General features: G+C 67.5%; 12 protein-coding genes. 6 read left to right on the forward strand and 6 right to left on the reverse strand.

Going from position 1 to position 13558, the window contains the following annotated elements; genetic code table 11:
* Window positions 1-9: 9 nt before the first annotated feature.
* The 3 genes from ACFXHA_RS30285 to cofD are packed head-to-tail and all read right to left on the reverse strand — an operon-like array spanning window position 10 to window position 2845.
* Window positions 10-528: an NUDIX hydrolase gene (locus ACFXHA_RS30285; protein WP_379362386.1), complete on the reverse strand. Its 519-nt coding sequence runs from the start codon at window positions 526-528 to the stop codon at window positions 10-12.
* Complete coding sequence (locus ACFXHA_RS30290) at window positions 525-1889, reverse strand: coenzyme F420-0:L-glutamate ligase (protein WP_379362387.1); 1365 nt, start codon at window positions 1887-1889, stop codon at window positions 525-527. Before ACFXHA_RS30290 ends, ACFXHA_RS30285 begins: the two co-directional genes overlap by 4 nt.
* Window positions 1886-2845: a 2-phospho-L-lactate transferase gene (gene cofD / locus ACFXHA_RS30295; RefSeq protein ID WP_379362690.1), complete on the reverse strand. Its 960-nt coding sequence runs from the start codon at window positions 2843-2845 to the stop codon at window positions 1886-1888. The genes ACFXHA_RS30290 and cofD overlap by 4 nt, the downstream gene beginning before the upstream one ends.
* Before the next feature lie 599 nt (window positions 2846-3444).
* On the opposite strand from cofD, the gene ACFXHA_RS30300 reads away from it, so the two are divergent.
* Window positions 3445-3705 (forward strand): WhiB family transcriptional regulator, encoded by a 261-nt coding sequence (locus ACFXHA_RS30300; RefSeq protein ID WP_167659837.1) that lies wholly within the window; start codon window positions 3445-3447, stop codon window positions 3703-3705.
* Window positions 3706-3724: 19 nt separating this feature from the next.
* Here ACFXHA_RS30300 and ACFXHA_RS30305 read toward each other — a convergent pair whose 3' ends face one another.
* Entirely contained in the window at window positions 3725-4204 is a 480-nt protein-coding gene (locus tag ACFXHA_RS30305; protein ID WP_379362388.1) for a metallopeptidase family protein, read from the reverse strand.
* A 138-nt stretch (window positions 4205-4342) separates the two neighbouring features.
* Between ACFXHA_RS30305 and ACFXHA_RS30310 the strand changes: the two genes are divergently transcribed.
* From ACFXHA_RS30310 to ACFXHA_RS30330, 5 genes are all read left to right on the forward strand, one after another.
* Window positions 4343-4732 carry a DUF3499 domain-containing protein gene (locus ACFXHA_RS30310; protein WP_379362691.1) on the forward strand — a complete coding sequence of 130 codons (390 nt, stop codon included), beginning with the start codon at window positions 4343-4345 and terminating at the stop codon, window positions 4730-4732.
* Between the two features lie 100 nt (window positions 4733-4832).
* Window positions 4833-6209, forward strand: coding sequence for a phosphomannomutase/phosphoglucomutase (locus ACFXHA_RS30315; protein WP_379362389.1), 1377 nt, complete (start codon window positions 4833-4835; stop codon window positions 6207-6209).
* 73 nt (window positions 6210-6282) lie between these two features.
* Window positions 6283-7452: a tobH protein gene (locus tag ACFXHA_RS30320; RefSeq protein ID WP_379362390.1), complete on the forward strand. Its 1170-nt coding sequence runs from the start codon at window positions 6283-6285 to the stop codon at window positions 7450-7452.
* The gene (manA, locus tag ACFXHA_RS30325; protein ID WP_379362391.1) at window positions 7452-8681 is read left to right on the forward strand and encodes a mannose-6-phosphate isomerase, class I; all 1230 of its coding nucleotides are present in this window, start codon (window positions 7452-7454) and stop codon (window positions 8679-8681) included. Before ACFXHA_RS30320 ends, manA begins: the two co-directional genes overlap by 1 nt.
* A gap of 76 nt (window positions 8682-8757) precedes the next feature.
* Entirely contained in the window at window positions 8758-9684 is a 927-nt protein-coding gene (locus ACFXHA_RS30330; RefSeq protein WP_379362392.1) for a cation diffusion facilitator family transporter, read from the forward strand.
* 632 nt (window positions 9685-10316) lie between these two features.
* Here ACFXHA_RS30330 and ACFXHA_RS30335 read toward each other — a convergent pair.
* Entirely contained in the window at window positions 10317-11975 is a 1659-nt protein-coding gene (locus tag ACFXHA_RS30335; RefSeq protein ID WP_379362393.1) for a DUF222 domain-containing protein, read from the reverse strand.
* Window positions 11976-12079: 104 nt separating this feature from the next.
* Complete coding sequence (locus ACFXHA_RS30340) at window positions 12080-13555, reverse strand: phytoene desaturase family protein (RefSeq protein ID WP_379362394.1); 1476 nt, start codon at window positions 13553-13555, stop codon at window positions 12080-12082.
* Window positions 13556-13558: the final 3 nt, after the last annotated feature.

The raw sequence follows: 13558 nt of genomic DNA on the forward strand, positions 1-13558 counted from the left end.
CGAACTCACTCAGCGCAAAAGCACATCCGCGTCGGCGGGCAGCCCGTCCACCGGCCACCACGCCAGGTCCGTGGACTCCGAACTCCGCACCGGCACAGCGCCTTCCGGCGCGACGATCTTGAACAGCAGATCCAGGTGCCGGGTCGGCACGCCCAGCGAGCACTTGATCGGATGCGCCTGCGCCCCGTAGAGCCCGGGCACCAGCGTCAAGCCCGCGATCCCCGACTCCTCGGTCGCTTCCCGAAATGCCGCCGCCGCAACCGAATCATCCGATTCCTCGCAGTGCCCACCCAGCTGAATCCACCGACCCACCCGAGGATGCAGCGTCAGCAGCACGTGACTCTCGTCATGCGATAGCACGATGGCCGAGGCCGTGATGTGCCCGGCCGCGTGCTCCCGCAGGCACCCGCGCGGCGCGGACCCGAGGAACGCCAGCATGGCCTCCCGGAGCGACTGCTCGGGACCCGTTTCCGGGTACCAGGTTTCGAGCAGTTCGGTGGCCGACTTGTGCAGCGACTCCGCGCTCACAGCTCGACCAGGCCGATGCCGGGATCCCCGGGCTCGCGCGTCGCGAGCTCCGCCAGCGGGTAGCCGATCGCGATGGCCCCGAGCGGATTCCAGTCGGCCTCCAGTCCCAGCACCCGGCGAGTCACCTCCGGCGCGAAGATGGTCGAACCGATCCAGCAGCTGCCCACGCCGCGCACGGCCAGCGAAACGAGCAGCCCCTGAACCGCCGCGCCGACCGCGACGGTGAACATGGTCCGCTCGGCCGCGCGGCGCGTTTCGTCCGGATAGTCGTGCGCGCCGTCGGGCACGCAGAACGGGATGATCACCTCGGGTGCGTCGAAGAGGATGCGGCCGCGCGCGATTCGCTTGGCGATACTCTCCGCAGACTTACCGTCGGCCGTCAGATCCGCGCGCCAGGCCTCGGCCATGGCGTTCAGCAACTGCTCGCGTCGCGCACGATCGCGCAACCAGACGAACCGCACCGGATGGGTGTGATGGGGAGCGGGCGCGGTCAGCCCGGCGGCGACGGCCGCACGGATGACCTCGGGTTCCACCGGGGTATCGGCGAAGGCCCGCACCGAGCGTCGCAGCGGCACGGCCTGTTTCCGGCCGAGATCGATGGCTTCCTCGGTGCCGAGCCAGAACAGATCGTCCACGCCACCGCGCAGCAGCGCCGCGGCATTGGACCCGTCGTCGGTGTACTCGAACCCGCGGACCACCGCGACCGGCACCCCGCCCAGCTTCCCCTTGGCCAGGTCCGCGGCGGCGGCCAATTCGTCGGCCACGGCAACCAGCGTCACGTGCAGTTCGTTGCCCTGGCCATCCACCGCACCGTTGTAGTCGTGCAGCACCCGCAACCCCGACGATCCGATGGCCGCGTCGATCTGACCATTCCGCCAGGCGCGTCCCATGGTGTCGGTAATGACCACGGCCACCTGCACGCCCAGCCGCTCGGCCAGCGCGGTCCGCAATGCCTTGGCGGAGGCGTCGGGGTCCACCGGCAGCAGCACCAGTTCGCCCTGCTCGACATTCGACCCGTCGACCCCGGAGGCCGCCTGCACGATGCCGAGCTTGTTCTCGGTAATAAGGGTCCGGTTCTTGCGCGCGAGCACGCGCACCGACTCCTCGAGCACCAGCCGCCGCCGCGCCTCGTCGCGTTCCTCCGGATCGCTCGGCACGCTCACAATGCGTCCCTCGGCCTTGGCGACGATCTTGCTGGTGACCACCAGCACGTCCCCGTCGGCCAGCCAAGGCGCCTGCGCCGCAATGGCTTCCGCGACATCGTCGCCGGGCCGGAACTCCGGCAGGCCCGGAATGGGCAGAATGCGCAGCTCGCCGCCGGATGCGTGATCCGCCGGCGGCTGGGTGGAATCCGTTGTCACGGTTTGACTCCCGCGATATCGAGGGCCTGACGCACCATCTCGGCGGTGGTGGCGGGGTCGGTCATGAGCAAGGGAATGGCCCGGACTTCGACACCCGGAACATCGGCCACATCTCCGGTATGGATGAGCCAGCCGTCCAGGATTCCGGTGCCCGAGCGCGCCCCGTAATAGTTGCCGACCGCCTCCGCGGTGGTCTCCACGCCGATCACCGACAGGCACTCATCCGCCATGCCCCGCAACGGCTTTCCGCCGATCACCGGTGACAGACCGATCACCTTGGCGTCCGTTGTGCGCAGTGCGCCGCGAATGCCCGGAACCGAAAGGATGCTTCCGACACTCACCACGGGGTTGGAAGGGGCCAGCAACACCACGTCAGCCGACTCTATGATTTCCGTCACACCGGGGCCCGGTTTCGCAGCATCTGCCCCAATAGTCACGAATCCATGGGTCTCTACGTTCGCCCGGTACCGGACCCACCACTCTTGGAAATGGATCGCGCGACGTTCGCCAGGGTTCTCCGGGTCACCGATAACGACATGTGTTTCACACCGATCGTCGGTTGCCGGGAGCAGTTTCACACCCGGTTGCCACCGATTGCAGAGCGCCTCGGTGACCGCCGAGAGCGGGTATCCCTGACGCAGCATTTCGGTGCGAATGAGATGGGTGGCGATATCCCGATCCCCCAGCCCGAACCAATCAGGCTGAGCGTTGTATTTCGCCAGCTCCTCCTTGGCGTGCCAGGTCTCGTTCGCGTGCCCCCAACCGCGTTCGGGATCTATGCCGCCACCCAGGGTGTACATGCAGGTGTCCAGGTCAGGGCAGATGCGCAGCCCATGCATCCAGACGTCGTCGCCGACATTGACGATGGCCGTGAGGTCCGCGCCGGGCAGCAGCTCGCGCACGCCCATCAGGAACCGCGCGCCGCCGACTCCGCCGACCAGTACGGCGATCCGCAGGCCGGTGCCGGGCGCCGTGTCCGCTTGTTCTCGAGTCACATCCGCACAGCCTATGCGGTGAGCGAGGGATGCCCGATAACAGATCATTTGCTATGAATTTGCTGTTTGATCTGCGGGAACACCGGGTAAGGGGGTCGGAGATGGTAACGGAATTGCTTCGGCAGCTTGACCATCGCCGTCCCCGGCGTGTCTAATCACAGGCATGTCATTCCGGGTCCGCGTGAGAGTGCAAGGCGCGGACGGGTTTTCGAACAAGCGTTCGCACTGGAGTGACGTCAAGCTCGGGGATGGCCGCGGGACTACGCCGCGGTGTTGGGCCGTCGGTGGGATCGGCTCCGGCGGATTAATCATTCTGCGCTAACACACAGTGAGGAGGCGGAGCGATGGCCGAAGAGCTGGCCCCGTCGGGCATTCCGGGCGGTGTATCGCGAACCGATTCCATGACTGGCGCAGCACCTGACTTCTGCGCCGATGAACGGAACGGATACGAGGGGGGTGAACCGATGACGACTGCACGGCCGGGGGGCGGGCAGTGGGCGCGAGCCGCCTACCAGCCCGAGCCACCGCGGCTGAGCCTGATCGTCACCGGTGGCGAGGATATGTTCGACACTTTCTCGCGCGGCGGTCGCCAGATGACCGAGGCCGAACAGTGGCAGGAACGGGCGCTGTGCGCCCAGACCGACCCGGAAGCGTTCTTCCCCGAGAAGGGCGGCTCCACCAGAGAAGCCAAGCGCATCTGCCTCGGCTGCGAGGTTCGTGACGAGTGCCTGGAATACGCACTCGCCAACGATGAACGCTTCGGCATCTGGGGCGGGCTGAGCGAACGTGAGCGCCGCCGCCTCAAGCGCGGGATTATCTAGCCCGCCAACCCTTTTCGCTCTACTCCGGCTCGGGGTCGATGATGTCGGGTTCGACCCCGAGGTACGTCGCTATCTGCTGCACGAGCACCTCGCGCAGCAGGTCGACCAGATCGTCGGGGTCCTGCGCCCGTAGTTCCAACGGCTTGCGGAACAAGACAATTCGGGCGCGGGTAGCCATCCCGTAACGGTCCACGCCGGCCGGGATCAGCCGCGAGAGCGGCACCGGCCCGTCGGCCACCACCTCATCCGGCCAGGTCACCGAATCCGGGTGCAGCGGACGGATTTTCGGCACATCATCCACGGCGATGTCGAGCTTGGTCAGCTGCTCGTGCCAGCGACTCTCCAGCGGCGCGAACGCCTCCAGCACCAACCGGTCGAACTCCTGGCCGCGGGTGCGCCGAGCGGGCACCGTCGGCGGCAACATCGGCCCGCGCACACCCCGCCCACGGCGGATGACCGACCGCGCGGTGGGCGGTCGCCTCTTACGGGAACGGGTCATACCTTGAATCTAACCCCTGGTTGTATCTAACTTGCCCTCCGCTCGGCTGCGGGCGGGTTCCGAGGCTGTGGGCCCGTCATTGAGCGTGTCCGCTACCGGCGAGGCGTGAGTGGGGTTACCCTGCTTGGCGTGATCCCCATGCGTCGTTGCTGCCGTCCAGGCTGCAAAAACCCGGCCGTTGCGACGCTGACCTATGTGTACTCCGACTCGATGGCAGTCGTCGGTCCGCTGGTCACGGTCGCGGAACCGCATTCCTGGGATTTGTGCGAAACACACGCTTCCCGGATCACCGCGCCCAAGGGTTGGGAGTTGGTCCGCCACGAGGGCGGGTTTTCCAGCTCGACTCCTGACGACGACGATCTCACCGCACTCGCGGAGGCCGTCCGCGAGGCCGGATTACGCCGTCGCGCACCGGAACCCGATCCGCGTGGCTATTCCGACTACGCCCCCGCCCCGCAGCGCCCGGCCCGTCCGGGTCGCACCGGCCGGAGAGGGCATCTACGCGTCCTACCGGATCCCCCGAACTGACGTTGCCCCGTGGGAGCGGTCATCGGACATGGGTAGCACCGAGCTGGACATGGGTAGCACCGAATGCGACACGTCGGCGTCAACTATTAGGGTGTCCCTTATGACAGTCGCCCGGTCCGCCGAGTCCGTTCAAGCAGTCATCAAGGCATACGACGTTCGCGGAGTGGTCGGCGAGCAGATCGACGCGGACTTCGTCCGGGACGTCGCCGGATCGTTCGCCCGGCTGATGCGCGCCGAGGGTGCGCAGCGCATCGTCATCGGTCACGATATGCGCGACTCCTCACCGGAACTGGCTGCCGCCTTCGCCGACGGCGTGCTCGCCCAGGGCCTCGATGTGGTGCACATCGGCCTCGCCTCCACCGACGAGCTGTACTTCGCCTCCGGCCACCTGGAGTGCCCCGGCGCCATGTTCACCGCGAGCCACAACCCGGCCAAGTACAACGGCATCAAGCTGTGCCGGGCAAAAGCACTTCCCGTCGGACAAGACACCGGCCTCGCCACCATCAGCGACGAGGTCATCGCCGGAGTCCCGGAATTCGACGGCCCCCGCGGCACCGAGACCCGTCAGGACCTCCTGCAGGCCTACGCCGACTTCCTCAACAAGCTCGTCGACCTGAGCACCTCCCGCCCCCTGCGCATCGCGGTCGACGCCGGCAACGGCATGGGCGGCTACACCGTGCCCGCCGTGCTGGGCGTGCTGCCGCAGTTCACCATCGAGCCGCTCTACTTCGAACTCGACGGCAACTTCCCCAATCACGAAGCCAATCCGCTGGATCCGAAGAACCTGGTCGATCTGCAGGACTACGTCCGCAAGACCGGCGCGGACATCGGTCTGGCCTTCGACGGCGACGCCGACCGCTGCTTCGTGGTGGACGAGAAGGGTGACCCGGTCTCCCCCAGCGCCATCACCGGTCTGGTCGCCGAGCGCGAGCTGACCAAGGAGCCGGGCGCGACGGTCATCCACAACCTGATCACCTCGAAGGCCGTGCCGGAGTTGGTGACCGAGCTCGGCGGCACTCCGGTGCGCACCCGCGTCGGCCACTCGTTCATCAAGCAGCAGATGGCGGCGACCGGCGCGATCTTCGGCGGCGAGCACTCGGCGCACTACTACTTCCGCGACTTCTGGGGCGCCGACTCCGGCATGCTCGCGGCGCTGCACGTTTTGGCGGCTTTGGGCGAGAAGGACCGCCCGATGTCGGAATTGGCTTCCGCGTATGCAACATACGCGTCCTCCGGAGAGATCAACTCAACAGTGGCGGATGCCAAGGAGCGCACCCAAGCGATCCTCGAGGCATTCGGCAAGCGAGCGAAATCGGTCGATCGGCTGGACGGTGTGACGGTGCAGCTGGCCGACGGTGCGTGGTTCAACCTGCGCGCCAGTAATACCGAACCGCTACTGCGGCTCAACGTCGAGGCGCGATCGCAGGACGAAGTAGACGCACTCGTAACCGAGATCCTGAGCATCGTCCGCGCCTGACTGGAATAGTGGAATCACAGAGCTTGGATTCACCAGCGTCTGGTGACCCGATGAGGGGAGGTGGCAACGCCCGATGATCGCTGGGACACCGATATTCGATCTCGATGACGTCGCCTCGCTGGAGGCGGCGGACGCCGGCGGCGTACTCCGTTCCGCGGCGTCGGGGGGAGCCCAGGTACGGGCGACCGCCGCGGCATTGGCCGAGGATGCCCTGTCTCGTCTGACCGATCTGCGCCCGCGCAGTCTGGTCCTGGTCTCGGGGAGCGGCCGCGCCAAGCGCGCCGCCGAACTCCTCATCGCCGCCCTCGGCGACAGCACCAGCATGCCGCTGGTGTCGGCGACGTCGATCCCGCCGTGGGTCGGCCCGCTGGACGTGGTGCTCGTCGCCGGTGACGACGCGGGCGATCCACGCATGGCCGAGGCAGTGGACCGAGCGCTTCGCCGGGGTGCCGAAGTGGTCGTCGCCGCCCCCGACGAGGGCCCGATCCGCGCGGCCGCCGCCGGCCGCGCCACCATCCTCGCGCCGCGGGTGCGGGTGCTCGACCACAACCGCATGCTGCGCTATCTCGCGGCCGGTTTGGCCGTGCTCACCACCATCGACCCGCACCGCACCGGCCCGCTGGTGCCCGAATTGAACGCGCTCGCAGACCTGCTCGACGAGGAAGCGCTGCGCGACGGCCCCACCTACGAGGCCTTCCACAATCCCGCCAAGACCCTCGCCACCCGCATGCAGCAGCGCAAACGCGTGCTGCTGGCCGGTGATTCCGGTGCCGCCGCGGTGCTGGCCGAACACGGCTCCGAGGTACTGCTGGCCGCCGCCGGGCAGATCGTCACCGGCGTCACCCTGCCGGAAGCCGTTGCCGCCCACGCCCGTCTGGTCGCCGCCGCCGGTGTGCCCGCGCCCGACTTCGACCCTCTCTTCCACGACGAGGAACTCGACGGTCCGGCCCCCGTGGAGCAGGTTCGAATCTTCGTGCTCAGCGCCGACCCCGACGAGCTGACCGCACGCCGCCGGCTGGCCGTCTTCGGCTCCGACGCCGGACTTGTCGACGCCGACCTAGTGACGGTGGACGCCGAGGCGGCGAGTCCCGCACCGGTCGCCGACGGGGGCACCACCAACCGCACCGAGCTGGAAAAGCTTGCGGTACTCGCACTTCGGCTGGAGATGGCGGCCGCCTATCTTCGACTACTCGGTTCCCGCCCGGCCACCGGACCGGGACACTACGACGGGGGCAATTACTAGTGCACGGACTCGTTGGTGCGCTGCGTTCCTATGCATGGGGTTCGCGCACCGCGCTCGCTCAGCTGTGCGGACGACCGGTTCCTTCCGCACATCCGGAAGCGGAACTCTGGTTCGGCGCACACCCCGCCGATCCCGCGCGCGTACAGATCAACGGACACAGCGAATCCCTGCTGGAATTCGTCAGCGCCGACCCCCAGCGTGAACTGGGCGGCGTCGCGGGCGAATTCGGCGGGCGCTTGCCGTTCCTGCTGAAGATCCTGGCCGCCGAGGAACCCCTGTCGCTGCAGGCGCATCCCAGCCTCGAACAGGCGCGCGCCGGTTTCGCCCGGGAGAACCAGAGCGGGATCGCCCTCGACTCGAAGCTGCGCAACTACCGCGACGAGAACCACAAGCCCGAACTGGTGGTGGCGCTCAACCGTTTCGAGGCGCTCGCCGGTTTCCGCGACCCGCGCCAAACGGTCCGCCTGCTCAACGCCATCGACGTGCCCGAGCTGTCCCAGTACGCCGATCTGCTGGCCGCCCAACCCGATTCGGCCGGCCTGCGGACCCTGTTCACCACCTGGATCGCGCTGCCGCAGGGCAGCCTGAGCACCCTGCTGCCCAAGGTCCTCGACGGCTGCGTGCGCTACCTGTCGGAGTCCCGAACCGGCAGCACCGGCAAGGAATTCGTGGCCGAGGTGCGCACCGCGCTGGAGTTGGCCGAGGCCTACCCCGGCGACGCCGGAGTGCTGGCGGCGCTGCTGCTCAACCGCATCACCCTGGAACCCGGCGAGGGCCTGTTCCTGGACGCCGGAAACCTGCACGCCTACCTGCGCGGCGTCGGCGTCGAGATCATGGCCAACTCCGACAATGTGCTGCGCGGCGGCCTCACCCCCAAACACGTGGATGTGCCGGAGCTGCTGCGGGTCCTGGACTTCGAGCCGCTGGAACTGCCCGTCGTGGAGCCGGAAAAGGTGTCCGACACCGTCTTCCGCTACCACACCCCCGCCCCCGAATTCGGCCTCAGCCGTTTCGAACTGCTCGAGGGCGCGGATCCGGTACCGGTGGTGAAGTCCGGCCCCGTCATCGCCCTGGTCACCCACGGCCGGGTGAAACTGTCCCAGGGCCATCACGACCTCACCGTGGAATGCGGCCACGCCGCCTGGATCTCGGCCGCCGACGGCGGAATTCGCGCACAAGCCATCGACGGCGCCGCACAGTTGTTCTGTGCCGCGGTAGGCGAGGAGTGACGAGCAGACTGTAGGCTCTCCCGGTCTGAAGCACGTTTTACGGACAAAACGGACATCTCGGGAAAGGGCGGTCGCATTGTCTGCGGGCGGCGGTAAGAAGGCCATCCTGGCGGCGCTGAGCGCGAACGCCGGTATCGCGGTAGCCAAGTTCGTCGGCGCGGCCATCACCGGATCGGCATCCATGCTGGCCGAGGCGGTGCATTCCGTGGCCGACACCTCCAACCAGGGCCTGCTCCTGCTCGGCCAACGCCGCGCGGAACAGGAAGCCGACCAACTCCACCCGTTCGGCTACGGCCGCAACCGCTACTTCTACTCCTTCGTGGTCGCCCTGGTGATCTTCGCACTCGGCTCGCTGTACGCGATCTGGGAAGGCATCCACAAGATCCAGCACCCGGAGGAGCTATCCAACCCGCTTGTCGCCATCGCCATCCTCGGCCTGGCCATCGCGCTGGAGGGCTACAGCTTCACCACCGCCATGCGAGAATCCGCGCCCCTCAAGGGAAACGCGAGCTGGTGGCGGTTCATCCGCAACTCCCGCAACCCCGAACTCCCCGTCGTCCTGCTCGAAGACTCCGGCGCGCTCATCGGCCTGGTCTTCGCGTTCGCCGCGATCAGCCTCACCATGATCACCGGCGACCCGATCTGGGACGGTGTCGGCACCCTCGCCATCGGAATCCTGCTGGGCGCCATCGCGATCATCCTCATCATCGAAATGCAGAGCCTGCTGATCGGCGAGGGCGCCACCCCCGAGGAAGACACCAAAATCCGCGAGGCCCTGGTCGACGACCACCGCATCGACCGCGTCATCCACCTCCGCACCCAATACCTGGGCCCCGAAGAAATGCTGGTAGCCGCAAAGATTTCCATCGTCCCCGGCCTGGAAATCACCGACATCGCCGCAGCCATCGACGACGCCGAATCCCGCATCCGCACCCAGGTCCCCGCCGCCCGAGTCATCTACCTCGAGCCCGACCTCTACCGAACCGAACCGGCTCAGCAGTAATCACCGGTCGACGAGCCGCACCACAAACCGCAGCCCCGACCAGGTGTCATCGATCGCGCACCCCTTGTTATCCACCAGCCCCTGAGCCAACCCATACTCCCGAACAACGTTGTCGCTCAGATCGGTAGGAACCCCACTGGCCTTCTTGGGCCACCCCACCCACAACCCCCCAGCGGTAGTCAGCACCGCCCGGCACGCCGAAAACCGCCGCACCATAGCAGCACGATCACCACAAAACAGAACGACAACATCGTAGGGCCCACCCCCCGCCCGCCGATGCACCTCAACCCCCGGCGGCAGCTCCCCCAACTCGAACCCCACAGGCGCCCCATCCAACAACACACTGGACTCCGCCTTGATGCCAAGCTTGCGAGGCAATGGCGTCCCCGAATAACCGGCCATAACGCGAGAGCCTAACCCCCGCATCTTCCCGAGTCTTGTCTCTGAAAGGTGATCCGTGCAGTCCGTGGGCCGGTAGGCGAGTCACGTCCCCCAAGTCGCGTCAGCGAAAGTCCGGTAGGGCAGGCGACGCAACCACACTGCCTGGTACATCCCACCGCGACGCAATCCCATTGGCGTGCAGTCACGCAAGTAGTCTTCCCCCCCGAGTTACCTGGCCTCAAGCATCTGAATCACATGTTGATCCGGGCCCGACGCGAAGCGAGGGCGCGTGCCTGCTCCCGACGCTGCAACGGGGTCGTGTAGACCTGCATCAACTCGGTCATGATGTTGACCGCGACCCCCGGATCGAAGATCGACCCGGTCGGTTCCGCGTCCGGCACCCCGGCCGCGGTGACCGGCGGCACGACGGTGGTCGGGAACAGGAAGAGGCTGCCTTCGGGCTCGGTGATCGCGGATTCCCCAGTAGGCGTGCGCCATTCCACGACCCGGCCGGGGTGGTGACGCACGGTCCACCCGTTGGCGCGATTATCGGCCAACGTCTTGAGTCGATGGTGACGGCGGCAACGTGCCCCGAGGTTGTCCTCGGTGGTGCGGCCCCCGGCCTGCGGGTTGATGTGGTCGAACCGGTCCTGGTGGTCGAGATCGCTGGCGGTAGCGGGGATGTGGCAGCCGGGTGCCCGGCAGGTCCCGTCGATCGCACGCGCCTGCCGCGCAGTGCGGCCACCCGGGCGGTAGCGCAGTTCGGTTGCAGCGCTGGAGGCGGTGCGGCCGGTGGTGATGCTGGTTGCGGTGGCGACGGTCGGGGTGGTGCAGCCGGTTTCCGCGCCAACGGCGGTCGCGTTGAGCCCGACCGTCGCGAGGTCGGAGATGGCGGCCAACCCACCGATGGCGGCAGCGGCGGTGACAGTCGTGGCGGCGGAGCCGGTTTCCGCAATACCAGCAGCAGGCTCGGTGGGGATCGATGCGGCGGTGGACGGCGTGGTGGTGTCGGTGATGATTTCGAAGCGGGCGTGGCGGGCGATTTGGCGGGCCAGGTCGGGGTCGATGGCACCGAGACCGGACAGGAGGGCCGGGTTGTCTTGCAGGCCGGCCAGGGTTTCCGCCGAGACGCCCACCTGGACAAGGGCTTTGCGGGGGACCGGGATTTCGCCGACGACGGCGCGGGGGCAGTCGTCGTGGCCGCACCGGCAGATCAGGCGGCCGGTGCCGTCGGCCAGCGCGACGAGGGCGTCGGCGCGGCGTTGGGCAACAGTGCGCAGGTCCTTGCCGCAGCACTGAGTGGAAGCCATTTCACGCAGGCGCTCGTAGAGGGTTTGGCCGCCCGCGGCGGGCAGGACACCGTCGAGGAGGGCGGTGCCGTCGTCGTGGGCGGTGATGGAGACGTAGCGGTCGGCTTCTGCAGACTTGCGGCGGGCGGCTTGACCGGCCGGGTCGATTTCGAGGAGGCGGCGGCGGGCGGTGCGGCGGATGCGTTGCGGGTCAGCCTTTTCCGCGTACGCGGCCAGGCCCGGTTCCAGCTCGGCCAGCAGGTCGTCGGAGGCGTTGGTCAGGGACTTGGTGATCGCGCGGGTCTGGGCCAGGTCGATGCGACCGGCAGCGAAGGCCTCGCGGGCGGCTGGGCAGCGGTTCTCCAAATCCAGGCCGAGGGCGATCAAGCCGTCGGCAGTGCCCTGCGAAACCTTCAGTGCGATACCGATTTCGGTGGCGGTGTCCTCGCCGGCGTTGAGGTTGCTGACGCCGAGGTCGAGTTGTTGAGTGCGGCGCAGGTGGTAGAGGCTGGTCATCAACGCGATCTCTTCGGATTGCAGGGCAGCAATCTGTGAGTGCACGGCACGCAGATGCGCGACAACCGCTTGCGCGGTAGCGAGCTCATCTGCGATATCGGTCATGTATTCGATCATAGTTTCGAATCAAGCGACACGACAGAACTATCAGGGCAACACGCTCTGTAAACTCCCGGCAATCAACAAGATTCGTGGAGCAAACCTCGAAATCAGATGCGCCAGTTGTCGGTCAGAAGATCGAGAGGGTCGGTGAGGACGCCGAATTCCTTGCGGAGGGTGTGGCGGGCGGCGTAGTAGCCGTTCATGCCGTGGACTCCCGGGCCGGGTGGCGTGGCGGAGGAGCAGAGGTAGACGCCGGGGAGTGGAGTCGAGAAGGGGTTCCAGCGAGGGGCCGGGCGAAAGATGGTCTGGCGCAATGTCATTGCACCGGCAGAGATGTCGCCGCCGATGTAGTTGGCGTTGTGGGCGGGCATGGTGGCAGCGGTGCGGACGTTGGTGGCGAGGATGAGGTCGCGAAAGCCAGGGGCGAAGCGTTCGACCTGGGCGGTGACGGCTTCGGTCATGTCTTCGGTGGAGCCGTTGGGGACGTGCGCGTAGGTGTAGAAGGTGTGCTTGCCGGCGGGTGCGCGGGTGGCGTCGACGACGCCCGGCTGGATGGCGAGAACGTAAGGGCGATCAGCGAACCTTCCGGCGGCCACCGCTCTTTCGGCGGCGAGCGCCTCGGCCCGGGTCCCGATGAGATGCAGCGTGCCCGCCCGGTCGCAGCCGTGTGCCTGCCAAGGCACCGGCCCCGAGAGCGCGAAGTCGACCTTGCAAGCCGCTCCCCCGTACCGGAACTTGTCCAAAGCGAAGTTGTATCGCGCGGGAAGCGTTGCGATGCGCTGGAATTCCGCCGGTGCGAGGTCGAGCAGCACGGCGCGAACGTCGGCGAAATCGTCGAGCGAATCGACGCGATGCCCCGTGAAGATCCGGCCGCCATGGGTTTTCAAGTCCTCGGCCAGGGCCTCCATGATGGCCTGGCTGCCGCCCCGCGGCACCGGCCACCCGTCGACATGCGCCAACGTCCCGAGCAGCAGCGAAACCCCCGCCCCCGCAATGCTGCGCGGCGGCCGGATGGCATGTGCCGCAACACCGGTCAGCAGCGCCGGTGCGATCTCCTCACGAAACCGCAGGTTCCACAACGGTGTAGCCTGCTCGACCATCCGCCGCGCGACCCGCACCTCGATGCCCGGATCCAGCAGCCCCCGTGGATCGATGGGCAGGTGCCGCAGATCAGACATGATCAGCCCGACCAGATCTTCCCATCTACGCACCAGCGGCCCGAAAAGCCGCTTCCACGATCCCCCGTCGCGCCCCAGCCCGTCGACGGTGTGCTCGAGGTCCTGCCAAGCCAGCCCCGCCCGCCCGCCGTCGAGCGGATGCGCATACGACACCTGCGGCGTCAGCAACTCGACCCCGTGCGCCTTGAAATCGAAGGCCCGGAAGAACGGCGACGCGATCGCCATGGGATGCGCCCCCGCGCACAGGTCGTGATGGAATCCCGGCAGCGTCACCTCCCCCGTCCGGCAGCCGCCCCCGATCGTGTCCGCGGCTTCGTACACCTCCACCGCGAGTCCCGCGCGCGCCAGGATCACCGCCGCCGCAAGCCCGTTGGGACCCGATCCGACCACCACAGCGTCAGCCATGAA

This window comes from Nocardia sp. NPDC059240 (assembly GCF_042753865.1).
In the GTDB taxonomy this organism is placed as follows: domain Bacteria; phylum Actinomycetota; class Actinomycetes; order Mycobacteriales; family Mycobacteriaceae; genus Nocardia.